This window comes from Mycobacterium persicum (assembly GCF_002086915.1).
Classification (GTDB): domain Bacteria; phylum Actinomycetota; class Actinomycetes; order Mycobacteriales; family Mycobacteriaceae; genus Mycobacterium; species Mycobacterium persicum.
Genome location: NZ_MWQA01000001.1, coordinates 1,885,568 through 1,908,709 on the forward strand (window position 1 = coordinate 1,885,568; position 23,142 = coordinate 1,908,709).

The window sequence follows — 23,142 nt, forward strand, 5'->3', positions numbered from 1 at the left end:
GGTTGCATTGACGCCGATTTCGAGGGTATCAGCCCGGTTTCTCGCTGCGACGCTTCGCGCGGGGCAGCACTATCCGCTAGACGAAATACTGCCGGTACGTTTAATGGATATTTCCATGCGAGTGGTATGCCCAAGGCCGGACTTGGCCTGGCTAAGCCGCCTCACGCACCGTTCGTTGCGGTCTGAACGTCGCGCGGAATGTCGAGCGTCGCGACGGGATAAAAACCGGAATCGTCGCGGCCATCGCGGGCCAACTGCATCGGAGGGTAATTGACCACATGCGAACCGTTCGGCTTGTGCTGTTGCCAATCTACCGACGCCCGCAACGTGTAATGCCCCGCCGGCAAGCCGGCCAGTTCGACGCGAACCGCCTCGGAGGCCGACGCCGGTATGGGCTGCTGAGCGGTGCGGTCCCCGGGCGCCTCCGGGACCAGCGACTTCAGATCCACCGTTGCGGGCAACGTGCGAACGGTCTGCCCGGTGAAATCGACCAATCGGTAACCCGGGACCCATTTCTCGGTCGCGGCCGCGGAGCCGTAGTTGGTCCATACAACCGAGATCGTCGCGACTTTGCCGTCCTTGCTCAGCCCCTGTGACCCGGGCTTGGCCTCCACCGAGTACCGGTAGCCCGCCGTCGCATTGGCCTGCGCCCACAGCACATACAGCTTGGGGTCCATCGGCGAGGTCGCATTGTCGTCCGGGAAGTTGATGCTCGAGGTCATCGAGACGTGATATCTCATGATGTCGCGCAGACCCTTCTCGTAGTAGGCCTGACGCGTGGTTCCGCTGGGCAGCTGGCACCATTCGGTGATCACCAGAGCCGTCGACAGCCGCTTGCGCAGCGCGGCGACAACCGGATCGTTGGTCTGCACGTAGTGGGCGGCGCTGCCGTCGGCCCACGCCGGCATGGGCGTATAGACGCCCAGGCAGTCCGAGCGGATTCCCACCGGCGCGGCCAGCTTCTTGGTGACGTCGTCGGCGAGCAGTTCCCGGATGATCTCCGGGTTGGCTGCGCTGGTCACCAGTTGGGTGCGGGGAAAGGCGCTGACGTTCGCCTCGACCAGGCGCTGGATGGACGCCTTGGTGATGTTCTGATCACGGAACTGGCTGTAATACCCGAGTGCGGCAACGCTGTCCCGGGGCGCTGGACCCGCGGCGTTGAGCGAGTCGCGAAGGTAGGCGATGTGGTTTTCGCTGAAATCCCCATACCCGGAGAACTCGAAAACGCTGAGTCGTTCGTCGCCGTCGTAGCGGCGACCCAGTGCCGCCAGTAGCTGTACGAAGTCGTTGAGATAGGTCGGATCGTTGAAGTTCGGCACCACCTGCAGCACCCCCGCCGCGGCGCCGCTGGCCGGCCCGGGATAGGTCGTGCTCGTGCCCGGCCGGGCGCGTTCCCAGTCGGGAATCGCGATGTTGGTGTTGTTGGGATACGTCGCATTGCAACAGGAGTTGTAGGCGTACACCCGAAGCGTCATCCGCATCCGCCGTTCGGCCAGCCGGCTCAGCGCGTCGTCGATCACGCTGAAGTCGTACTTGCGCTCGTCGGGGGCGTCGGGCGGCAACGTGGCCGGGTCGGTGGGCTGCAACTGACGCCACGAGACCCGCAGGCTGGCATCGTAGGACGCCGGCCACGCCGGATACCGCTGCTGGGCCGGATCGCGTTGCGGGAAAAGCGGTTCCAAGAGGTCTTCGTATTGGCCACGCAGCGGGTTGGGTATCTCCTGGACCGTCGACGGTATGGCCGGACTGACCATCGCGGTCAGTGGGCTGTTGTCGGGTTGGTGGCCGCCGCATCCGGTGAGCACCCCGCCCGGCAGCAAGACGGCGCACGCGGCAACGATCGATGATTTTCTAATTGCTCGAACCATTTTCACATTTGAGCTAGATTGCGCCGAGCGTCAGTGCCTCGCGGTCGGCGAGGAACGGCATCGGCATCCAGCGAGCGGACAGCAACGCCTCCATGGCGTTGCCAGGGACGGGGCGCGACAACAGGAATCCCTGCGCCCGGTGGCAACCGTGCTGCATCAAAGTCAGTGCGGCCGCAGGGGTTTCGACACCCTCGGCGACCACTTGGAGTCCGAACGCTTCGGCGAGGCCGATGATGGCGCGGACGATCGCCAGGTCGCCGGCGTTGGTGCCCAAATCGCGGACGAAGCCGGTATCGATCTTGAGCATGTCGACGGGAAGCGACTTCAGATGCGACAACACCGCGTAACCGGTGCCGAAGTCGTCGATGGCCACCTGCACACCGACGTCCTTGAGCTCTGACAACGTCTTTCGCGTCGCCTCGATGTCGTGCACGACCGCACGTTCGGTGATTTCCAGGCACACCGATCCGCCGTCGATGCCGAACTCCTCGATGGTGTCGGCCACACTGCGGACAAAGCCGCGGGTTATCAGCTGGACCGGCGAAACATTGATGCGCAACACCGCACTCTGCCCGACGCCGTTCTTGCGCCACCGGCTGAATTCGGCACACGCGCTGCGCATCACACATCGGCCGAGTTCGCCGGCAAGGTTGGTGGACTCGGCCACCCCGATGAACGAATCCGGCAGCAGCAACCCCCAAATCGGGTGTCGCCAGCGAACCAGCGCCTCGGCCGCCACGACCGCGCCGGTCCACAGGTCGACCTCGGGCAGGTAGTGCAGCAGCAGCGCATCGCTGTCGATATCGCCTTGCAGATGCAACTCGATGTCGTTGCGGAACGCGCTCTTGAGCGACATGTCGTCGGTGGACAGCGCCACCTGGTTGCCGCCGGCGCGTTTGGCGGTCAGCACCGCCTCGTCGGCCCGGCGCAGCAGATCGGTGCCGTCGTCGCGGCCGGGCATGCCCACGGCCAGACCGATGCTCACCGTCCGGGTGATCTGATGTCCACCGATTGCCAGCCGCTCGCACAGCATCGCCGATAACCGGCGGGCGAACGATTCGGCGGCTCCTTTGGACATCGCCTGGTCGGGGATCACGACGAATTCGTCGCCGCCCAGTCGGGCAATCATGCTTTGACTTCCGACGCACCCGCGAAGGCGCTGGGCAAAGACGCGGATGAACCAGTCGCCCGCGTTGTGGCCCAGATAGTCGTTGATCGACTTCAGTCGGTCGAGGTCCAGGTACAGCACGGCGACGGGCCCGCGGTTACCCGCCGCCAGCCGTTCGGACAGATGCGCCAGCAGCGCGCGGCGGTTATGCAGACCGGTCAGATCGTCGTGCTCAGCCAGGTAGCGCAATTTCTCCTCGGCGGCGATCCGCGCTTGCAGCTGTGCCAACAACGCGGCGACGGCCTCCAGCGTGTTGATCTCTTCACGCCTCCACTTCCTGGCGCCGAACTTCACGAAGCCGAGCACGCCGGTGGTCGCCTCCCCCGAGACCAGCGGAGCCGCAGCCACCGATGGCGAAGCCGCCGGTGTGGAGCCGCCCAGCCAGCGTGGAAAGAACCGGTTGTGGCGGTGCGGCCGGATGACAACCGGCTTCCGGCCGTGCTCGCACTGGGTGAGCACCGGGTCGGCGCTGGTGAAGTGGACGACGGCCTGCGGGTCCGGGTCCGCAACGTCGCGCCGCGGCGGCCACTCCGCCACCAGGACCGAGGCGCGAATCTCGTGGTCGTGGTGCCGCAAAAAGCTGGCGTCCACATCGAACTGTTCGACCAGTTGAGCGAGCACCCGCTGGCTCACCTGCGTTGCGGTGGATGCGGTCGCCTCCATCAGCTGAGTGGCTACGGAGGTGACGACGAGGTCCAAGCTGCGCGGCAAGGGATCGCCTCCGATGTGTGCACGTGTCCAATGTGGGCGACTACTCGGTTGACGGACGGTCTAAGGGGTCGCTCCTGTCGAATGCTCGCCGCTGCGCATTGGAGGGGCCCTGGTCTGCCTGGTTGTCTACCGGGTTCACCTGGGAATTCAGTCCATTTTCGTTGCGACAGCCTAGCATGGCGCGCCATTTCAGCCGCCCGGAATTCAGCACACGCATCGCTCCAATGTGCAAGCGCCGACCTCGATTCCGGCGCCCTCGACATGTCGAGGGCGCAATATTCAGCGCCCGCCATCCGGTTCTGTAAGCGTCGGGGAAAGTGAACCGGCTCACAATTTCCATCACGGCTGTCACAGCAGCCCGGTCTGTGGTGTCTCCAGTGCAGCAGTCATCGGCGATCCGTGATGATCTCGCCACAATGAAGAACAGGAGACTCCCAATGTTTGAGCCGACACCCTTGACCGGCCCACGGACTCATGTCGTCGTCGTCGGCGGCGGCTACGCCGGCACCGTGGCCGCCAACCACCTGCGCCTCAACGCCGACATCGACATCACGGTGGTGAACTCACGCCCGATGTTCGTCGAACGGATCCGGTTGCACCAGTTGGCGGCGGGCAGCGGCACCGCCACCGTCGAATACGGCACGCTGCTGGGCGAGGGCATCGAGCTGATCGTCGACACCGTCGACTGCATCGACTCCGCCGACCGCAGGTTGCTGCTGGCTTCAGGTGCCCAACTGGACTACGACTACCTCATCTATGCCGTGGGCAGCACCGCAGCCACGCCGGCGGTTCCCGGAGCTGCCGAATTCGCATACTTGCTCGCCGATCTGGACGGCGCGACCCGGCTGCAGCGCACCCTGATCGACCTGCCCGCCGCCGCTCCTGTCGTCGTGGTGGGCGGCGGGTTGACCGGCATCGAAGCCGCCTCGGAGCTTGCCGAGCAGGGCCGCCCGGTGACGCTGGTCTGCGGCGGCCCATTGGGGCCGTCGCTAAGCAAGCGCGGCCGGCGTTCGGTGGCCAAGCAGCTGCGCAGACTGGGCGTCGCGGTGCTCGAATCGGTCGCGGTCAGCCAGGTGCGCTGGGATGCGGTGGTGCTCAATGACCACACCGTGCTGCCCAGCGCGGCCACGGTGTGGACCGCCGGATTCGAGGTGCCGGATCTGGCCGCGCGCAGCGGGCTTCGCACCGACGCTCTGGGCCGGCTGCTCACCGACGAAACACTGACCAGCGCCGACGACGAACGAATCGTCGCTGCCGGCGACTGCGCCGCACCGTCGGACCAGCCGCTGCGGATGAGCTGCCAAGCGGCCGGGCCGCTGGGGGCCCAGGCCGCCAATACCGTGCTCAGCAGGATCGCGGGCGAAACCCCGGCGGAACTCAGCCAGGCGTTCGTCGGGCAGTGCATCAGCCTGGGCCGCTCCCACGGCACCGTGCAGCTCTCGCGCTCCGACGATACTCCGGTCAACGTGGTCGTGGGGGGCCGTACCGGCGCCGCGATCAAGGAAGCGATCTGCAAGGGCACGGTGTGGTCCATCCGGCACGAAGCCGCCAAACCCGGCTCGTACTTCTGGTTCAAAGGCGGCAAGCGGGACGCGCAGCTGCCGGCCGAGCATCAGGTCCCCGTCCGGTGACGACGTCGTCCGACGGCGGCGAGCACGCCCAGCGGTTCACCCTGCTGCGGCCGATGCTGTTCACCATCGCCTACGAAATCCTTGGCTCAGCAACCGAGTCCGAGGACGTGCTGCAGGACAGCTATGTGCGGTGGGCCGCCGTCGATCTGGCGACGGTGCGCGACACCAAGTCCTACCTGGCTCAGCTGGTCACTCGCCAGGCACTCAACGCCTTGCGGGCCGGCGCCCGCCGCCGGGAGGAATACGTGGGGCCCTGGCTGCCCGAGCCGCTGCTGCTCGACGAGCAGGACCCGGCTGCCGACGTGGTCCTGGCGGAATCGGTGTCGATGGCGATGCTGGTCCTGCTGGAGACGCTGAGCCCCGACGAACGGGCGGTCTTCGTGTTGCGCGAAGTCTTCGCATTCGACTACGCCGAGATCGCCGACGCGGTGGGCAAGTCCGCGCCGGCGGTGCGCCAGATCGCCCACCGCGCCCGCGAACACGTGCAGGCGCGGCGCAACCAGCACGGCGCGCGGCCGGTCGACCCGCAACTCCACGCCCAGATCACCGCACAGTTCCTGGAGACGGCCACCAGCGGCGACGTGGAGGCGCTGATGGCGATGCTCGCTCCAGATGCCACCTGGATGGCCGATAGTGGCGGCAAAGTGTCTGCGGCACGCCGACCGGTGGTCGGCGCCGAGCGGGTGGCCAGGGCGATCACCGGACTGATGCGCAAGGCGGCAGCGCAGTTGCAGCTGAAGGTCGTGACCTGCAACAGCGCGCCAGCGGTGCTCTTCTATCTGGGTGAACACTTGGAGGGCGTGATCACGCTGGAGATCGTCGACGACAAGATCACCAACTTCTATGTGATGCGCAATCCCGAGAAGTTGACGGCGTTGGCGAGTCCGCGTGAGATCAGCCGCGGCTGATCGGATCTCCTGGCGTGCAAAGATCCGCCACTCTGTCAAGCTAAGACGGTGCGAATCGATCGGCTCGGCGACCTTGGCGGGGCACCGCAGGTGCTGCGCGCCGTCGCTCGCGCCACCGTCCGACTGGGCTTGGCGCCGCCCGCCGCGTTGACCGGTGAGTGGTTCGGCGCGCTGGCGGTGATCGCACCGAGTGTGTCGGTCCAGCCGGTGGACCGCGGCGACGCGTTTCGGCTCCGGGAGGCCCCCGGTGAACCGGTGGCGCACGTCTCGGGCGCGGTGGGCGGCGGCTGGGTCGGCTACCTGTCCTACCCCGATCCCGGCGCGGACGGGCGGGGAAGCCGGATCCCCGAAGCCGCCGGCGGCTGGACCGATTGCGTGCTGCGCCGCGACCGCGACGGCCACTGGTGGTACGAGAGCCTGTCGGGCGCACCCATGCCGGACTGGCTGGCCAGCGCCCTGGCCACGACACCGGCGCCGGCCGGCCGGCCCGCGTCGGGGGCCTGCCGGATCGACTGGGCAGCGGCCGACCGGGAAGCTCATCGCGGCGGGGTGCTGGCCTGCCTAGCGGCGATCTCCGCCGGCGAGGTCTACCAGGCCTGCGTGTGCACGCAGTTCACCGGGACCGTCAGCGGGTCCGCGCTGGATTTCTTCATCGACTTCGTCGACGCTGCCCGCACCTCCCCGTCCCGGGCAGCATATGTCGGCGGCCGGTGGGGCGCGGTGGCATCGCTATCCCCGGAACTTTTCTTGCGGCGCCACGGCACCGTCGTGGCCTCCAGCCCGATCAAGGGCACGCTGCCGCTGGAGGCCTGGCCGTCGGCGCTGCGGGCATCACCCAAAGAAGTGGCCGAGAACATCATGATCGTGGACTTGGTCCGCAACGACCTTGGCCGAGTGGCCATTACCGGGACGGTCACCGTGCCCGAGCTATTGGTGGTGCGCCGCGCGCCGGGCGTCTGGCACCTGGTGTCTACCGTGGCGGCCCAGGTTCCGGCCGACCTGCCGATGTCGGCGCTGCTGGACGCCGCCTTCCCGCCGGCGTCGGTTACTGGCACACCCAAACTGCGTGCCCGCCAACTGATTTCACAGTGGGAGCAGCATCGTCGCGGAATATATTGCGGCACAGTTGGTTTCGCATCACCGATCGCCGGTTCCGAGCTCAATGTCGCGATTCGCACCGTCGAATTCGATACCGCGGGCAACGCCGTCCTGGGCGTTGGCGGTGGGATCACCGCGGACTCCGACCCCGACGCCGAGTGGCAGGAATGCCTGCACAAGGCCGCACCCATCGTCGGGGGGGCGGGCCCGGCGACCGCCACCCGGGGCGGCTAGTCAGCAAACTGTGTCGACGTGCGGCGCGGCGGAATTTCGCGTAACGCCCACATGGCAGGCCTGGTGCGCCTAAGCTCCTAATCGGCGACCCGCGTGTTTCGCGTGGTCGAATGCGAGAGGGGTCCGTCATGAGAGTCGGTGTCGTCGGCGTTGCGGCCGCGGCCATGGTGGGGGGGACGCTGGCGGTTGCGCCGCTGACGATGAGCGGGCCGATGCGCACCCCGAACCAAGGGACGTGTACCGCCGGCCAGCAATGCGACCGCCTGGCCTCCGTGCTGTTGCCCGCGACCAGTGCGCAGCCGGGCAAACCCGCGCAGGCGGCGCCGGCACCGGCACAGTTACCGACAGATGCGCTGACTCCCGTATTGGCGCCGCGAGCCGCGCCGGAGGCCGCCCGCGCGGTACCCGGGGTCGCCTCGCCGGTGGGCCCTGGACTGCCTGGTGTCACCGACCTGGGTCCGGCCGCGCTGCCGGCCGCCCCTCCCCTGCCCAACGCGGCGCTTCCGCCGGGCCCCGGCCTGCCTGACATCGGCACGCCTTACATCGGCACGCCGTACCTCGGAGTCCCCGGCCTCGGCCTGCCCGGGGTGCCGAACCTAGCCAACGGACCTGCCGCCGTCGGCACGGCCACCTCGGTGGTGAACGGCATCCTGGGGATCGGTGGCACCATCGCCGGCGTCACAACGTCCAGCGCGCTGGCGGTCACATATGTGGTGCTCGCCTACAACGCCTTGCAGTCCTCGGGCATCCTGCCGCAACTCAACTCGACCGCCAACACCATCGGCTCCATGCTGTTTCCCTCGGGGCTACCCTCCGTCAGTTTGCCGACGTTGAGTCTGCCGGGCCTGCCGGCTCTGTCGGGGGTGTCGCCGGCGGGCCTGATCGCACTGGCAGGGGTGGGCGGTCTGCCAAACCTGAGTCTGCCGAGTCTTCCGGGAGTGTCGCCGACGAATCTGCTGGGGCTGGCGGCCGCCGGACTGCCCGGTCTGCCCGGAGTGTCGCCCACCGATGTGGTGGCCCTGGCGGCCGGTGGGTTGCCGCAGCTGGCGTCCGCTCTGCCCGGGCTGCAGGCCGGTCTGCCGGCACTGCCGGGCGTGGATCCGGCGATGCTCGCCGCGGCGCTGCCGGCGCTGGCGGCAGGTCTGCCGGGAGGCCTTCCGGCGGTTGATCCGGCGATGCTGGTCGCGGCGCTGCCCGCACTGACCGCTGGCGGTCTGCCGGCGCTGCCGGGCGGTCTGCCGGCGCTGCCGGCTCCGGCGCTGCCGGGCGGTTTGCCGGCGCTGCCTCCGCCGCCACAGCTGCCGACCATCCAGGGTCCTCCCATTCCCCCGCACCCGCAGTTGTGCACCCCGACAATCGGTCCCATCGGGAGTTCCTGCACACCCTGACCCGGACCGGGCCTTACCGGTCGCAACGTTGTTCTAGGGTGCCGCGTCGGTTGCGCGGCGGGCCAGCAGGACCGCATCGTAGAGCTGGCGTGAACGCACGCCCTGATGCGCCGCGGCCACCTCGCTGCAGGCATCCTTGACGCGAATACCGGCGGCGACCAGGTTCTCGACCTCCTCCACCAGCGACCGCAGGTCCGCGCTCGGGGTCGCGCCGGCGCCGGCGAGTACCACGGTGATCTCGCCAAGCCCCCCGCCGGTCGCCCAGTCCGCCAACTCGTCGAGCGAGCCACGCACCACTTCCTCATGCACCTTGGTCAGCTCCCGGCAGACCGCGGCCGGACGCGCCCCCCCGAGCTGTTCGACGGCATCGCGCAGACATGCGGCCAGCCGTCGTGGGGATTCGAAGAACACACAGGTGCGCTGCTCGTCGGCCAGCGAGGCCAGCCACGCCCGCCGCGCCGCGCCCTTGCGCGGGGCGAACCCTTCGAAGCAGAACTTGTCCGACGGCAGACCGGAGACCACCAGCGCGGTGGTCACCGCCGACGGCCCGGGCAGGCAGGTCACCGTGATCCCGGCATCGATACAGGCCGCGACCAGTCGATATCCCGGATCGTTGATCACCGGCAATCCCGCGTCGCTGACCACCAGCACCGTGGCGCCGGCTCGCATCGCGTCAACCAGCGCCGTCACCCGCAACGCCTCGACCCGGTCGAACAGGCTCACCACCCGCCCGCTGATCTCGACGTCAAGCGCCCTGGCCAAAGTTTTCACCCGGCGGGTGTCCTCGGCCGCCACCACATCGGCTCCGGCCAACGCGTCGATCAGGCGTGGCGACGCATCCGCGGGCTGGCCCAACGGAGTGGCGCCGAGCAACAGGCGGCCGGAACTCATGACGGACAGCCTACGATCGAGCTGATGACCGCCCCGCCCCAACAAACGTCCGCCGAGGAGCGTGCGGCACCGGTCATCAGCCCCGGGCCGCTGGTACCGATCGCCGATTTCGGACCGGTAGACCGGATGCGCGGCTGGATTGTCACCGCCGTGATCACGCTGCTCGCCGCGGTGACCCGGTTTTTGAACCTCGGCTCGCCGACCGATGCCGGCACTCCGATCTTCGACGAGAAGCACTACGCCCCTCAGGCCTGGCAGGTGCTGCACAACCACGGTGTCGAAGACAATCCCGGCTTCGGCCTGGTCGTCCATCCTCCGGTCGGCAAGCAGATGATCGCGATCGGTGAGGCCCTGTTCGGTTACACCGGGTTCGGGTGGCGGTTCAGCGGCGCGGTGCTGGGCGTCATCCTGGTGGCGCTGGTGACCCGGATCGTCCGGCGGATCACCCGCTCGACCCTGGTCGGGGGTATCGCCGGCGTGCTGCTGATCTGTGACGGGGTCAGCTTTGTCGCCGCGCGCACCGCGCTGCTGGACGGCTTCCTGACGTTCTTCGTGGTCGCGGCTTTCGGCGCCCTCATCGTCGACCGTGATCAGGTTCGTCAGCGCATGCACGTCGCCCTGACACAGAACCGGGTCGCCGAGACGGTGTGGGGACCACGGCTGGGGGTGCGCTGGTGGCGCTTCGGCGCCGGGGTGCTGCTCGGTTTGGCCTTCGCGACCAAGTGGTCCGGCCTGTACTTCATCGCGTTCTTCGGCACGATGTCGTTGGCGTTCGACGTGGCGGCACGCCGCCAGTACCAGGTGCCGCGGCCCTGGTTGGGGACGCTGCGGCGGGATCTGTTGCCTACCGGATACGCGCTGGCGCTTATTCCGTTCGCGGTCTACCTGGCCAGCTATGCCGGCTGGTTCGCATCCGAGACCGCGATCGACCGCCACCAGGTAGGTCAGACGATCGGCCCGGACAGCGTCCTCCCGCTGCCCGACGCGGTTCGCTCGCTGTGGTACTACACCGCCAAGGCATTCCACTTCCACGCGACGCTGACGAATTCGGCCGGCAACCACCACCCGTGGGAGTCCAAGCCGTGGAGTTGGCCGATGTCGTTGCGGCCGGTGCTGTATGCCATCGACCAACAAAACGTGTCGGGCTGCGGTGGCCAGTCGTGCGTCAAAGCAGAGATGCTGGTCGGCACTCCGGCGATGTGGTGGCTGGCGGTGCCGGTGCTGTTGTATACCGGTTGGCGGATGTTTGTCCGGCGGGACTGGCGCTATGCGGTGGTGTTGGTGGGCTATAGCGCCGGCTGGCTGCCATGGTTCGCCGACATCGACCGGCAGATGTACTTCTTCTACGCGGCGACCATGGCGCCGTTTCTGGTGATGGCCATCGCGTTGATTCTCGGCGACGTCCTCTACCAACCCGGTCAGGGCCGGGAGCGGCGCACCCTGGGGCTGATCGTGGTGAGCTGTTATGTGGCTCTGGTGGTGACCAACTTCGCCTGGCTGTTCCCAATACTCACCGGTCTGCCGATCTCACAGCAGACCTGGAACATGGAGATCTGGCTGCCCAGCTGGCGGTGAGGGCTTCGGATTGCGTCGAAATTGCCGCTACGGCTGTGGTTGGGCCACCATCCACGACCCTGGCGGCAATCTCGCCGACAATGTCGGCCGGTGAGCGCCCACATTGCCGCTACGGCTGTGGTTGGGCCACCATCCACCACCCTGGCGGCAATCTCGCCGACAATGTCAGCCGGTGAGCGCATCATCGGCGCGTGGCAAAGGTCTTTCTCGCAAGCGAAGCGCTAGCGGACGGCGCACTCACCCGAGGCCAATTGCGGTGGAACTACCGGCGAATCCAGCGCGGCGTCTATGTCCCGAAGGACGCGCCTCGGACGTTGCGTGACGACATCCGCGCGGCTTGGTTGTGGTCGGGGCGCCGGGGCGTGATCGCCGGCCGCGCTGCCGCCGCTCTCCACGGGGCGCGATGGGTCGATGACTTCACCCCCGTCGAGTTGTTAGGCCCGCTCAACCATCCACCGCCGGGCGTCATCGTTCGCCGGGAACGCTTCAGCGCCGACGACGTCGTCGAAGTGGCCGGCCTGCGCGTAACGAATGCGGCACGTACGGCCTTCGATCTGGGCCGGCACTTGCCGCGTGGCATGGCCGTTGCTCATCTCGACGCACTCGCCGCGGTGACCGGCCTCAAGGCGGCCGATGTCACGCCATTGTTGGACCGATACCGAGGAGCCAGGAATATCCGCGACTGCCGAAAAGCATTGTCGCTGATGGATAGCGGCGCGCAATCGCCGAAAGAAACCTGGCTGCGACTCGTGCTCGTCGACGCCGGACTGCCCAAGCCTGCCACACAGATCCGAGTGACCGACGGCCGGCTCGTGTGCTACCTCGACATGGGCTGGGAAGAGCCGATGGTGGCCCTCGAATACGACGGCGACCAACACCGACGCGAACGCAGACAGTATGTGAAAGACATTCACCGAGCTGAGGTGCTCAATGGTCTTGGCTGGCAGGTGATCAAGGTGATCAATGAGGACAGCGCCGAACTTATCGTCAAGCGCATTCGTGACGCATTGGCTCGCCGAGCCTCGAGATTGCCGCAACGGCTGTGAGCCACACCCCGACCACGACCATGGCGGCAATCTCGACATATGCGCTACAGCGGGTCGCGCGCGGCCGGACAGGACATGCAGCGCGGCCCGCCCCGGCCGGTGCCCAGCTCCGAGCCCGCGATGGTCAGCACCTCGATACCGGCCGCCTCCAACCGGGCGTTGGTCTGCGCGTTGCGTTCGTAGGCGACGACGACGCCGGGCGCCAGCGCCAAGGTGTTGTTGCCGTCGTCCCATTGTTCGCGTTCGGCGACGACGGGATCCAGGCCCGTGTCGATGACCCGCAGCTTGTCGATGCCCATCGCGTCGGAAGCAGCCCGCACAAATGGGGCCGCATCGCTGATCGCCACGCCATTGGCCGAACGCTGGATGGTGAACGCCGACAGGTTGTCGACGACGGCGGCATACATCACCACGGTGTCGACGTCCACCATGGTGCACACGGTATCCAGATGCATTTGCGCGCGCTTCTGGGCAATCGGCACCGCGAGCACGGTGTGCGCAAGGTCATCGTCGAACAGGCTGCGCGCCAAGGCTTCCGCGCCGGCCGGGCTGGTACGCTCGCCGACCCCGACGGCGACCACACCGGGGGCCAGCAACAGCACGTCGCCACCCTCGACGGGAGCGGTGCGTGATTCGTAGGCCCGCCGCACCCCGGTGAACCGCGGGTGATGGGCATAGATGATGTCGGTCAACGATGCCTCACGAACCCGCGCCCGCAACGCCAGCGACGGGATGACCACCCGCGGACCGATCCAGATCGACGAGTCGCGGGTGAACACCAGGTTCGGTAATGGGTCGATGACGAAATCGCCGCCATGGTGCATGCGGACCACCAGCGACACGTCGGTACGGATATCGGACGGCAGCTCGTTGAACGTCATCCCGGCGGTCAACACATGCGCCAGCCGGACCGGGTCCAGACTACGCAAATACGCCGAAAGCTGTTGCGCCAGTGGCAATCCGAGCCGACGCGCGTCAACCGCGGCACCGACACCCTGCATCCTGGCCGCCCCACTGTCCAGCGCCTCGGTCAGCAGCTGCGACAGCAGCAACACTTCCACCCCCCGCGCGCGCAGCAGTTCGGCGAACTCGTCATGCTCCTCCTGCGCGCGCGACACCCAGGGCAGCCCGTCGAACAAAAGCTGGTCGCTGTTACGCGGGGTGAGCCGGCGCAGTTCGGTGCCGGGGCGGTGCAGGATCGCGACCCGTAGCGTGCCCACCTCGGAATTGGATCCCAACTCGACGCCCACAGCATCAAACCGTAGCCGTGGACAGCCGGCAGGCGTCTCATACCCACTCCTCGAACTGGTGTGCGATAAACTTGCGGTCGTGGCGTTCGCGGTTCAGGGCTCACTGTTCGAGCACAACGAGCGAAGACAACTCGGCAACGGCGCCTTCATCGACATCCGCGCGGGCTGGCTCCACGGTGGCGACGACCTGCTCGCGGCGCTGCTGAGCACGGTGCCGTGGCGCTCCGAACGGCGCCAGATGTACGACCGGGTGGTCGACGTGCCGCGGCTGGTGAGTTTTCACGACCTGACGGTCGAGAACCCGCCGCATCCGCAACTCGCGCGGATTCGCCGGCGCCTCAACGACATCTACGGCGGTGAACTGGGTGAGCCGTTCACCACCGTCGGGCTGTGCTACTACCGGGACGGCTCCGACAGCGTCGCCTGGCACGGCGACACCATCGGCCGCAGCAGCACCGAGGACACCATGGTGGCGATCGTCAGCCTCGGCGCGACCCGGGTCTTCGCGCTGCGGCCGCGCGGCGGCGGAACCTCGTTGCGCTTCCCGCTGGCGCACGGCGACCTGCTGGTGATGGGCGGATCGTGTCAACGCACCTGGGAGCATTCGGTGCCCAAGACGTCGGCGCCGACCGGTCCGCGGGTCAGCATCCAGTTCCGGCCCCGCGACGTGCGCTAGCGGCCGCTGTCAACCCCGGATCGCGGCCACCGCCTTGACCAGCAGGTCGCGGGCACGCTGGACATCGACCGGCGCAACCGGCTGATTCGGAATCACCAGCGGGTTGGCGATCACGTTGACCTGGTAGTAGCCGAACTGCGCAGAGTAGTCGTAAAGTTCGCCGGTGCGGGTCGACCCGTCGACCAGGGCCTGCAGCACGCGATGCACGCCCAGCGTCTGGGCGCCGTCGATGTGCGGCGCGGCAACCACCTCGATGCCGCCTCGCACCTGTGCGCCGGAGAAGGCGATCCGGCCGCATTCTTTACCCGGGTCGTTGAACGGCAGCTGCTGTGAGGTCTCCACCGCGATCACCACGAACCGGTTCCCGTTGCCCTCGGCGGTGACGGCCGCCATATTGCCCTGCACACCGGACGGCATCTGTGGGCCCAGGGCCGCTTTCGCGCAGTTCGCCGGATCGAAACTCAGGCCGTCGGGCAGCTTGCGGGCCGCGAAGAACTGTGGATCGATAGCCCTCGGCGGGACGTCGTTGACCGTGAACCCCGGTCCGAAGCTGGACTTCACGTCGATGACCTTGGCAATGTCGGCCTTCGGCGACTGGGAGGCGCCCGGTGAACAACCGACGAGCAGGCACACCGCTGCCAGCGCCAGCACCACCTTCGACATCGTGGCCACCCTACCCAACGCGGTTGCTCAGCCCCGTAACGTCGACACCGTTTTGACCAGCAGATCGGCGGCGAACCGCGGTGGCAACGGCGGAAGCATGGACCCGGGGTCGGTGGTCAGCGTGGTGAACGCGTAGTAGTCGCCCAGGTAGGCGACGAAAATATGGGTGCGCGAATCGATTTCGGTGCCGGACTCCACGGATGTGCGGACATCGGCCACCATTCCGAGGGTTTGCGCGCCGTCGATCCGCGGCGCGTCGATGAGCCGGATGCCGGCGGTGGTGTGTCCGACCGACATCGTCCACTGGCCACAGCCGGCTACCAGGTCGCTTCCCGGCACCACCGGCCCCGGCCGCACGGCCACCACGACGGCGTCGACAATGCCGCCCTCCCCCGACCCGGAGACGCCCTGCGCGGACTGGTCGCGACCATCGCCGGGGTCGGCGAGGGTCGCGCATGGTGCGGGCTGGGCGGTCGCATCGGCGCCGAGGCCGAAAATCAGTCGCGGTGACGCCGTCACGGGAATGTCCCTGGTCACCTCGTAATCCGGCGGCAGCTCACGGCTGATTCTTTTGATGTTGGCCGGGTTGACGGTCGTGGGATGAGCCGACGGCGAGGTATGGGTCGGCGCGGTCACCGGCGCCGGCGATTGCGCACATGCAGCCGCCAGCGCCGTCGCCGTCACGCCAATCCACAACGGCCGCATGGCCCTCAGCTCACGGCCTCAATCACCTGGCGGGCCACCTGCCTGATCTGCTCGGCCATCTCACGCCCGAAACCCAGATCTCGCGGGCCGGGCACGTCGATGACCGTGGTGATGACCCCGATGTCCTCGCGCTGCCAGATCGCTCCGTGGCGGTCCATGATGGTGCGCATCGGCAGATTGTCCGACAGCATGCGCGCGGAGAACCTCTCGACGCCGCCGACGCGGGCGGCGACGGACAGCGCGCCGATCAGAAAGCTGCCGATCCCCCTGCCCTGATAGGCGTCGGCGACGGTAAACGCGATTTCGGCGACCGTCGGATCATGTTCGTCACGGATGAAACGCGCGTCGGCCACGGGGTCGACGCCGTCGATCATCACCCACACGAAGTGGTCGACGTAGTCCACCTCGGACAGGTAGTGCATCATCGCCTCGTCGGGAACGCGGGCCGACATGAACCGCCGATAGATCGTCTCGCTGGAGAAGTGGATGTGCCCGTGTACGGTGCGTTCGCTGTCGCCGGGCAGCACCGGGCGCAGCAGCAGTTGGGTTCCGTCGCGAATCCGTACCGGGACCGGGGTGATGAACGCGGCCAGGCGCTGGCGGACCGTGCGCACCAGCCGCTCCATGATCCCGGGGATGTTGACCATCCGGTCCAGCGCGTCGCTGCCACCGATCCAACCGGTCAGCGGCTCGACGGTGGTGACCGTCGCTGTCCGCGGGATGTCACGCAACAAGGCGATTTCCCCGACGATCATGCCCGGCAGCGCCTGCTCGACGATCACCGCGCCGTCGTCGCCGACATGGATGACCTCGGCACTACCCGACGAGATGAGCAGGAACGACACCGCCTGTTCACCCTGCCGCATCAGGACCTGGCCGGTCGGGGCACGCAGCGGAGCCAGGCGGGCGGCCAGTGGCAGCAGGTCGCCGGCCGGACATCCCGCGAAGATGTCCATTCCGGCGAGCTCTGCTGTCCTAGCGCCGGTCAATTCGGCCATCCCGTCCAATCCGCCACGGCGCCAAGCCCGGCTCGCGGTCCGATCCGCCCCAGGCTATGGCGTCGGCTACCGCTGCAGCAACACCGCACGGCGCAGATTAGCCTGACACCAGACAATTCAACCCCGGCCTCTTGGACCAGACCTGCGATGAACACCAGCCAGGATCCGCGCGAGTCGACCCGTGGTCTGCTCAATACGGCCGCCGTGCTGCGGCACGGCTTCCTCGACGTGTTGGGCGAATCGACGAGTTCGCCGGTTCCGACGTTTGCGCAGCGGGCGATGAACAGCCGGTTCGTGGCGACCGTGTACGAGCGGTTGTGGCGGCCGACGTCCTTCTACCTCGCCAGCGGTATCACCGCCCGGGCCGAGCAGCGCCGTGCCGCCGCGGCGTTGCGCCTTTCGACTGTTCACCGGTTGCTCGATGTAGCCTGCGGCCCGGGGAATTTCACCGCACCGCTGGCCCGCTGTCTGCCGCCCGGGGCTCTCGCGGTGGGGTTCGACATTTCCGAACCGATGCTGACTCGTGCCGTGGTGGACAACGACGGGCCGCAGACCTGTTACGTCCGCGGCGACGCCCGCGTGTTGCCGTTCGACGACGAAACCTTCGATGCGGTCTGCTGTTTCGGAGCGCTGTACCTGATGCCCGAACCGTTCCTGGTCACCGGTGAAATGCTGCGGGTATTGCGGCCCGGCGGGCGTATCGCGATCCTCACCAGCTATTCCGGACAAGCGGCGCCGGTCCGTAAGGCGCTGACCGCAACAGCCAACCTGATCGGGCTCACCATGTTCGACCGACACAGCTTCGTCGAGCTGTTCTCCTCGGCCGGTCTGGTCGACATCGAGCAGCAGACACAGCGGGCACTGCAGTTCGTCGCGGCCACCAAGCCCCGGTGAGCACCGATCCGCGGATTCTCGGGTGATTTGATCGGCGCGCAATCAGCGAAATCAGCGGAAAATGCCTTCTGGCGTTTGACGAGTCGAATGGAAAGCCCTGCGGCGCAACATCGTCGGTCAATCCAACGGCGCGACAACCCCGAAAGCCGGGGCCAGTGTGTGCCCGGAATTCCAGGAAGGCTCGGCCGTTTCGAAAACCACGCACCGCTTTTGGCGAACAACGCCAAAAAACGTCGCACGACACACCGGATTCGCGTCGTGGTGAATCGTCGCCGCAAATCTACCCTGAACCGCAATGTATGCGGGAGGACACGGTGGTGAGTAAGCACCCAGTCGATGGGATGTCGCGACGAGAGTTCATGGCTAGAATCGCCACCGCAGGCAGCGCCGGGGCGTTGATGTCGTTGGCCGGCCCGGTGATCGAAAAGGCCTACGGGGCCGGCCCCTGCTCCGGCCATTTGACCGACATCGAGCACTTCGTGTTGATGCTGCAGGAGAACCGCTCATTCGATCACTTCTTCGGCACGCTGTCCGGCGTCAATGGATTCAACACTCCCTCGCCGTCATTTCAGCAAAAGGGCTGGAACCCACAGACCCAATCGATTGACCCTGCCGGCGTGACCATCCCGTACCGTTTCGACACCACCAGGGGCCCAGTCCTCAATGGCGCGTGCGTGAACGACCCCGCCCACCAATGGATTACCATCCACCAGTCGTGGAACAACGGCGCCAACGACAATTGGTTGCCCGCGCAGGCTGCACAACAAACGCTGCAGGGCAACGTCCCGGTGTCGATGGGTTATTACACCCGCCAGGATCAACCGATCCATTACCTGCTGGCTGACACCTTCACCATCTGCGACGGCTATTACTGTTCACTGCTGGGCGGGACTTCGCCCAACCGGCTGTACTGGATAAGCGCCTGGATCGACCCCGACGGCGTTGCGGGCGGTCCGCTGCTGATAGACCCCAATATCCAACCGCAAGCCCAATTCAGTTGGCGCACCATGCCGGACAACCTCAGTGATGCCGGCATCAGTTGGAAGGTGTACCAAAACAAGCTTCTGGGAGCGCTCAACAACACGGTCATCGGTTACAACGGGATGCTCGTCGACTTCAAGCAGGCTCAGGATCCGCGCTCCAACATTGCCCGCAACGGCATCGCCCCGACCTATCCCTTGGACTTCGTCGCCGACGTCGCAGCCAACAGGCTGCCCCAGGTGTCGTGGGTGCTGCCCGGGTTTCAGGTCTCCGAGCATCCCGGCCTACCGGTAACGCCGGCCGTTGGTGGCACCGCGATCGTGAATATCCTCCGCATCTTGCTGTCCAACCCACAGGTATGGGAAAAGACCGCGTTGATCGTCAGCTTCGACGAGAACGGTGGCTTCTTTGACCACGTGACACCGCCTACGGCCCCCCCGGGAACTCCCGGCGAGTACGTCACGGTGCCCGATATCGACGCGGTCACGGGTTCGGGCGGCATCCGCGGGCCGATAGGTCTGGGCTATCGCGTGCCCTGCTTCGTCATCTCTCCCTACAGCCGCGGCCCGCTGATGGTGCATGACACCTTCGACCACACCTCGCAGCTGCGGTTGCTCGAGAAACGGTTCGGTGTGCCGGTCCCCAACCTGAGTGCCTGGCGACGAAGTGTGACCGGCGATATGACGTCGACGTTCAACTTCGCGGTCCCGCCCAACCCAGCGCCACCCAACTTGGACCACCCAGCGCTGCAAGCCATTCCGCCGCAGGTGCAGTGCGTTCCAGACACCGTGGCAACTTTCGCGAAGGTCACTCCTCCCTATCGGGTGCCCTTCCCTCAGGTAATGCCCACGCAGGAGACGACGCCCGCGCGCGGGATTCCCAGCGGTCCGTGCTGACGCTGAGCTACGAGGCGGCCTCGCAGACGCCGAGGAGCCGTACCACCGGTGTACCCGCTTCGTATTCCACGATCCACGGATCGCCGCCGTCAACTGGCTCCGAGGCGAGCCTGATCATCACCGGTTGGCCGCTGCGCCGCGACGATTGCGTGCAGTCGACCTGGAACAAGCGGTAGCCGCCGTCGTGCTCAACGGCCAGCGAAAAGCCCGGTTCCACCGATTCGACGGGCACTTTCTGCAGGTAGTACTTGGTGCTCATGCCCCGACTGTAGGGCCGCGGCAGTAGGCGGCGCCGCTCGCGAAACGCGGTCTTAGCAAATGTTCAGTCGAAATTTGGAACTTCATCAGACTTGTTACCGGATCCCCTCCGCCGCAACGCATTACCGTTATCGAAGGCACCGCGGCAACCTGGCTGGCGTCAGAGTAGCCTTCACGCTCATGATCGACCGCTGCAGCGTGCCACGGTGAGCGTCGCCGGATTCGTGCTCGGCCTGGTTGGCACCGTGCTCTCGGTGGCCCTGCTGACCTGGCAGCTATTGCGGCTGCGAACGGGCCCGGCAGCCAAACTTTCACCGGTCGTGGGTCTGTTGACGCCCGACGGGCTGGTGACCAACGACGCCGGCGGCCAGGCTCGGGCGTCGCTGGAAAACGCCGCGGAGCAACTTCCCGACGGCCGGTATGTCATCGGCGTCAGGGTGGTCAACACGGGGCGGACTCCGTTACCCGTGGCGGGCTGGGCGGTCCGCTGCGATCCCGACGGCGCGTCACTGCAGCCGACCCGGGCATTGGGCACCCCGGTGCCGTACGACATACCGCCGGGCCAGACGGCGCTCTTTCTCGCCGAGTTGCAGCACGTGACGGCATTCGCGGCCGCTATGGCGCAGCCGCGGCGCATCGTGCTCACCGTTTCGTCGCGCGGACGGACCCATGTGACCGGGGCCGTGGCACCCGGATTGTTGTCGCTCGGGTCGTCATAGCCTCGCGCCCAGGCTATGGCCCGTGGCGACGGTGACGACTACGAGCATTCGCTGACGACTGTCATTGACGGCTGCCAGTGAATGGACGTACGGTGTGCCGGTGCGGTCACCACAGGACAGCACCGCAGCGGAATCACCGGCCGGCATCCGGGAGGCTCGACGGCTCGAAACACGGGCACGCCTGTTCGACGCCGCGTTGGCGGAGATCGCGCGGAACGGAATATCCGGCGCCGACGTCAGCTCCATCGCCGCGGCGGCAGGGGTGGTAAGGGGGACGTTTTACTTCCACTTCCCCACCAAGGAACAAGTGCTGGTCGAATTGGAGCGAAACGAGGAGACCCGGATCGTCGCCGAACTCGTCGGCGCCCGGGCTGAGGACGGCGATCTGATATCGGTGCTTTCCCGGTTGGTGCGCCAGGTGCTAGATGCTGAACATCGTTTGGGGACAGTAGTTTTCCGGGACATGCTGGGTTTGCACTTCTCGTCGACGCGCCCGGGCGAAGACGAGTTGAGCCGGCACCCGCTCGCGGAGTTCTTGATTGGCGCGATCCGCCGGGCACAGGACGCAGGGCAGGTCACGCCGGATGCGGACGTGCGCGATCTCGCGGTGTTCTTCTTGACCGGGCTCTACGCCCTCCTTGCCACCGGTGCACACCATTCTCCGACACCGGATGCCGTGTTGAGCCGGTACGTAACCACGATTGTCAAAGGGATGGAGACACGATGACGGCAACCGGTATCGATGGCTACAGGGAGTTCCTGGCGCGGCGCGACGGCGAAGCCGACCTGCTCAACCGGCGCCTGACCAATCGGGAAAAGTTCATCAAAGACCTCGAGGCTCACCCGGTGCGGTCGGCCCGCCCGGCAGACCGATCGACGTTTCTTCGTAACCTGCGCCGGCGGCGACCCGAACCGGGTCTGGACCCAAAAATGCTGTTCCTGTTGGCGACGGCGAAGCTCAATCAGGCCGAACGCTTCGGCGTGGGACTTGGCGAAACCTACGGGCGCAACAGCGCTGAAGATGTGGCGCCCGAGCGGGTGTATGTAGAGCTCGAAGAGCACTACCACACCCGATTGCTGGCATACGCGTTGGACATCTTCGACCTGCCATTCCAGGTGGCCGCTCCGCCGTTCGTGATGCGACAGCTCGTCAAGCTGGGAGTGTTCCTGCCGGAAAGGTTCAGCTTCGTGTTCGTCGGCGCCGCGGAGATGGCGGGCTGCATCGTGTTCGACGAACTGCGCCACGTCGGCATCGAACTGTTCGACGACGAACTCGACGTCGCCGGGCGAATCGAACTGCTCTACAGCGAAATACTTACCGATGAGATCGGCCATGTCGGCTATTGCGCGTCGCGCTGCACGCCCGCCGAGCGCGCAATCATGCGCCGCATCTATCCGTTCATCGGGCGGCTGTTCGCCGAGCAAACCGCCGAAGTCCGGCTACTTCTCGATACACACCAGCTCCGCGCCCGGCTGCGCCGGCCGTTCGACGTCGAGGAACTGACCGCTGGTCTGAGTAACGAAACGTATCTCGCCGCGCATCCGTGACCGGTCGCCCGCACGGCGTGCGCGCGGGACGAAAGTGCCTTGCGGTTACCGGATTCGCACGCCGATAGGGCAGCGCCCGAGGTCCGGCTGCGTCGGGCCGCTGCGGTCACCCGGGTTGAGCCGCTCGCGATTGCCCCGCCCCCTTCTCCAGCGGATCATCGTTGGCAAGCACGTCCCCGGCGGTGCGACGGCTGGACCGCACGCCAACGGGTCTGCACGGGTATACCTGGGGACGACCGAACCACGGGGAGCGGCTATGACTTCTGCGGCTGGACGACCCAATTTCCTGCAATACCTCGCGTACTCGTACGGCCTTCGATGCCTGCCCCACTCGATGCGAAGTTGGGTCGCACGAGATCTGGCCGCCAAGGGAGCGGTCCGCCGGTTCATGCTCCTGATGGCGATACCGCCGCTGCTGGTATTGGCACCGTTCTGGCTATTGCCCGCGTCGCTGTACGTGCATCTCGAGATGACGCTACCGATCTACGTGTGGTCGTTGTTGATCTCGCTCGCGCTGAACAAGGTGTGGCGGCGGCACCGCCTGGCCCAGCATGGGTTGGACCCGAACCTGGTTGATGCGATCAAGCGGGAGAAAGACGCCAAGCTGCACGAGGAGTACATCCGGCGTTACGGCCCGCGCCCCGAAGAGGCGAAGCGGTACTCGAACAGCAATCCCTTTTTCTGAGGACGCTGCTTTCTGAGGACCCCGCATTCTGAGGACGCCGCTTCCTGAGGACGCCGCTCGCGGCGGGGTACCTGCCGCGAAATTGGACCCCGAGCCGGAAAACGGACTGCGGCATTGGCTCAGCGGTTCAAAACGATACGAATAGGATGTTAGAACCGCTATCATACGACTGTCAGTTTATTGACCCGCTGAAATCTTCACATCTATGAGGGTAGGTAACGAGTTCGGATACTGACGGTCGGAAAGAGCACCGTGGCTCGGCTCCCATATCCGTCAGCCTGCACGCGTTAGGGGAGAAGTGAATGTGTTTCGCCACCGAGGCTCCGCGATGACGGGCGGAAAGCCGACTTC

At 66.6% G+C, this 23,142-nt stretch carries 21 protein-coding genes; 13 read left to right on the forward strand and 8 right to left on the reverse strand.

Annotated elements, in window-relative coordinates; translation table 11 throughout:
• Positions 1–161: 161 nt before the first annotated feature.
• Together B4U45_RS08410 and B4U45_RS08415 are read right to left on the reverse strand one after the other, a co-directional pair.
• Positions 162–1,868: a hypothetical protein gene (locus B4U45_RS08410; protein ID WP_075549240.1), complete on the reverse strand. Its 1,707-nt coding sequence runs from the start codon at positions 1,866–1,868 to the stop codon at positions 162–164.
• 13 nt (positions 1,869–1,881) lie between these two features.
• On the reverse strand, positions 1,882–3,747 hold the full coding sequence (locus B4U45_RS08415; protein ID WP_075549239.1) for a putative bifunctional diguanylate cyclase/phosphodiesterase: 1,866 nt from the start codon (positions 3,745–3,747) through the stop codon (positions 1,882–1,884).
• A 437-nt stretch (positions 3,748–4,184) separates the two neighbouring features.
• Here B4U45_RS08415 and B4U45_RS08420 point away from each other — a divergent pair, with 437 nt between their 5' ends.
• From B4U45_RS08420 to B4U45_RS08435, 4 genes are all read left to right on the forward strand, one after another.
• Positions 4,185–5,378, forward strand: coding sequence for an NAD(P)/FAD-dependent oxidoreductase (locus tag B4U45_RS08420; RefSeq protein WP_075549238.1), 1,194 nt, complete (start codon positions 4,185–4,187; stop codon positions 5,376–5,378).
• Complete coding sequence (locus tag B4U45_RS08425; protein ID WP_075549237.1) at positions 5,375–6,286, forward strand: RNA polymerase sigma-70 factor; 912 nt, start codon at positions 5,375–5,377, stop codon at positions 6,284–6,286. The genes B4U45_RS08420 and B4U45_RS08425 overlap by 4 nt, the downstream gene beginning before the upstream one ends.
• Before the next feature lie 48 nt (positions 6,287–6,334).
• Positions 6,335–7,618, forward strand: a complete 1,284-nt coding sequence (locus B4U45_RS08430) for an aminodeoxychorismate synthase component I (protein ID WP_219859376.1) — start codon at positions 6,335–6,337, stop codon at positions 7,616–7,618.
• Between the two features lie 128 nt (positions 7,619–7,746).
• Positions 7,747–9,006, forward strand: a complete 1,260-nt coding sequence (locus B4U45_RS08435) for a hypothetical protein (protein WP_075549235.1) — start codon at positions 7,747–7,749, stop codon at positions 9,004–9,006.
• A gap of 33 nt (positions 9,007–9,039) precedes the next feature.
• On the opposite strand, the gene rsmI is transcribed toward B4U45_RS08435, so the two are convergent.
• Positions 9,040–9,897 (reverse strand): 16S rRNA (cytidine(1402)-2'-O)-methyltransferase, encoded by an 858-nt coding sequence (gene rsmI / locus B4U45_RS08440; RefSeq protein ID WP_099184275.1) that lies wholly within the window; start codon positions 9,895–9,897, stop codon positions 9,040–9,042.
• Between the two features lie 24 nt (positions 9,898–9,921).
• On the opposite strand from rsmI, the gene B4U45_RS08445 reads away from it, so the two are divergent.
• Entirely contained in the window at positions 9,922–11,472 is a 1,551-nt protein-coding gene (locus tag B4U45_RS08445; protein ID WP_075549233.1) for a dolichyl-phosphate-mannose--protein mannosyltransferase, read from the forward strand.
• Positions 11,473–11,663: 191 nt separating this feature from the next.
• Entirely contained in the window at positions 11,664–12,518 is an 855-nt protein-coding gene (locus B4U45_RS08450) for a DUF559 domain-containing protein (RefSeq protein ID WP_075549232.1), read from the forward strand.
• 44 nt (positions 12,519–12,562) lie between these two features.
• On the opposite strand, the gene arcA is transcribed toward B4U45_RS08450, so the two are convergent.
• Positions 12,563–13,768, reverse strand: coding sequence for an arginine deiminase (gene arcA / locus B4U45_RS08455; protein WP_075549231.1), 1,206 nt, complete (start codon positions 13,766–13,768; stop codon positions 12,563–12,565).
• Between the two features lie 79 nt (positions 13,769–13,847).
• Here arcA and B4U45_RS08460 point away from each other — a divergent pair, with 79 nt between their 5' ends.
• Positions 13,848–14,444 (forward strand): alpha-ketoglutarate-dependent dioxygenase AlkB family protein, encoded by a 597-nt coding sequence (locus B4U45_RS08460; protein ID WP_180276483.1) that lies wholly within the window; start codon positions 13,848–13,850, stop codon positions 14,442–14,444.
• A 9-nt stretch (positions 14,445–14,453) separates the two neighbouring features.
• Here the strand turns inward: B4U45_RS08460 and B4U45_RS08465 are convergent, their stop codons facing one another.
• Genes B4U45_RS08465 through B4U45_RS08475 form a run of 3 tightly spaced genes read right to left on the reverse strand, consistent with a single transcriptional unit; the run spans position 14,454 to position 16,819 of the window.
• Positions 14,454–15,107 (reverse strand): DUF5642 family protein, encoded by a 654-nt coding sequence (locus B4U45_RS08465; protein ID WP_075549286.1) that lies wholly within the window; start codon positions 15,105–15,107, stop codon positions 14,454–14,456.
• 27 nt (positions 15,108–15,134) lie between these two features.
• Positions 15,135–15,812, reverse strand: a complete 678-nt coding sequence (locus B4U45_RS08470; protein ID WP_075549229.1) for a DUF5642 family protein — start codon at positions 15,810–15,812, stop codon at positions 15,135–15,137.
• Positions 15,813–15,817: 5 nt separating this feature from the next.
• Positions 15,818–16,819 (reverse strand): GNAT family N-acetyltransferase, encoded by a 1,002-nt coding sequence (locus B4U45_RS08475; protein WP_089025064.1) that lies wholly within the window; start codon positions 16,817–16,819, stop codon positions 15,818–15,820.
• A gap of 138 nt (positions 16,820–16,957) precedes the next feature.
• Between B4U45_RS08475 and B4U45_RS08480 the strand changes: the two genes are divergently transcribed.
• Both B4U45_RS08480 and B4U45_RS08485 read left to right on the forward strand, forming a co-directional pair.
• Positions 16,958–17,704, forward strand: coding sequence for a class I SAM-dependent methyltransferase (locus B4U45_RS08480; protein WP_075549227.1), 747 nt, complete (start codon positions 16,958–16,960; stop codon positions 17,702–17,704).
• A gap of 299 nt (positions 17,705–18,003) precedes the next feature.
• Positions 18,004–19,581, forward strand: a complete 1,578-nt coding sequence (locus B4U45_RS08485; RefSeq protein ID WP_241780327.1) for a phospholipase C — start codon at positions 18,004–18,006, stop codon at positions 19,579–19,581.
• A 7-nt stretch (positions 19,582–19,588) separates the two neighbouring features.
• On the opposite strand, the gene B4U45_RS08490 is transcribed toward B4U45_RS08485, so the two are convergent.
• On the reverse strand, positions 19,589–19,840 hold the full coding sequence (locus B4U45_RS08490; protein ID WP_075549225.1) for a hypothetical protein: 252 nt from the start codon (positions 19,838–19,840) through the stop codon (positions 19,589–19,591).
• A 205-nt stretch (positions 19,841–20,045) separates the two neighbouring features.
• Between B4U45_RS08490 and B4U45_RS08495 the strand changes: the two genes are divergently transcribed.
• From B4U45_RS08495 to B4U45_RS08510, 4 genes are all read left to right on the forward strand, one after another.
• Positions 20,046–20,558: a hypothetical protein gene (locus B4U45_RS08495; RefSeq protein ID WP_075549224.1), complete on the forward strand. Its 513-nt coding sequence runs from the start codon at positions 20,046–20,048 to the stop codon at positions 20,556–20,558.
• Between the two features lie 100 nt (positions 20,559–20,658).
• Positions 20,659–21,285 carry a TetR/AcrR family transcriptional regulator gene (locus B4U45_RS08500; RefSeq protein ID WP_075549285.1) on the forward strand — a complete coding sequence of 209 codons (627 nt, stop codon included), beginning with the start codon at positions 20,659–20,661 and terminating at the stop codon, positions 21,283–21,285.
• Positions 21,282–22,106 (forward strand): hypothetical protein, encoded by an 825-nt coding sequence (locus B4U45_RS08505; protein WP_075549223.1) that lies wholly within the window; start codon positions 21,282–21,284, stop codon positions 22,104–22,106. The genes B4U45_RS08500 and B4U45_RS08505 overlap by 4 nt, the downstream gene beginning before the upstream one ends.
• 256 nt (positions 22,107–22,362) lie before the next feature.
• On the forward strand, positions 22,363–22,791 hold the full coding sequence (locus tag B4U45_RS08510; RefSeq protein WP_075549222.1) for a DUF5313 domain-containing protein: 429 nt from the start codon (positions 22,363–22,365) through the stop codon (positions 22,789–22,791).
• Positions 22,792–23,142 lie beyond the last annotated feature (351 nt).

What these genes read in the sequence shown, in the direction of transcription:
- rsmI (WP_099184275.1), bottom strand. Translation starts at nt 9,897, where the DNA reads ATGAGTTCCGGCCGCCTGTTGCTCGGCGCCACTCCGTTGGGCCAGCCC.
- B4U45_RS08435 (WP_075549235.1), top strand. Translation starts at nt 7,747, where the DNA reads ATGAGAGTCGGTGTCGTCGGCGTTGCGGCCGCGGCCATGGTGGGGGGG.
- B4U45_RS08480 (WP_075549227.1), top strand. Translation starts at nt 16,958, where the DNA reads ATGAACACCAGCCAGGATCCGCGCGAGTCGACCCGTGGTCTGCTCAAT.
- B4U45_RS08420 (WP_075549238.1), top strand. Translation starts at nt 4,185, where the DNA reads ATGTTTGAGCCGACACCCTTGACCGGCCCACGGACTCATGTCGTCGTC.
- B4U45_RS08490 (WP_075549225.1), bottom strand. Translation starts at nt 19,840, where the DNA reads ATGAGCACCAAGTACTACCTGCAGAAAGTGCCCGTCGAATCGGTGGAA.
- B4U45_RS08445 (WP_075549233.1), top strand. Translation starts at nt 9,922, where the DNA reads ATGACCGCCCCGCCCCAACAAACGTCCGCCGAGGAGCGTGCGGCACCG.
- B4U45_RS08485 (WP_241780327.1), top strand. Translation starts at nt 18,004, where the DNA reads ATGCGGGAGGACACGGTGGTGAGTAAGCACCCAGTCGATGGGATGTCG.
- B4U45_RS08465 (WP_075549286.1), bottom strand. Translation starts at nt 15,107, where the DNA reads ATGTCGAAGGTGGTGCTGGCGCTGGCAGCGGTGTGCCTGCTCGTCGGT.
- B4U45_RS08410 (WP_075549240.1), bottom strand. Translation starts at nt 1,868, where the DNA reads ATGGTTCGAGCAATTAGAAAATCATCGATCGTTGCCGCGTGCGCCGTC.
- B4U45_RS08470 (WP_075549229.1), bottom strand. Translation starts at nt 15,812, where the DNA reads ATGCGGCCGTTGTGGATTGGCGTGACGGCGACGGCGCTGGCGGCTGCA.
- B4U45_RS08505 (WP_075549223.1), top strand. Translation starts at nt 21,282, where the DNA reads ATGACGGCAACCGGTATCGATGGCTACAGGGAGTTCCTGGCGCGGCGC.
- B4U45_RS08510 (WP_075549222.1), top strand. Translation starts at nt 22,363, where the DNA reads ATGACTTCTGCGGCTGGACGACCCAATTTCCTGCAATACCTCGCGTAC.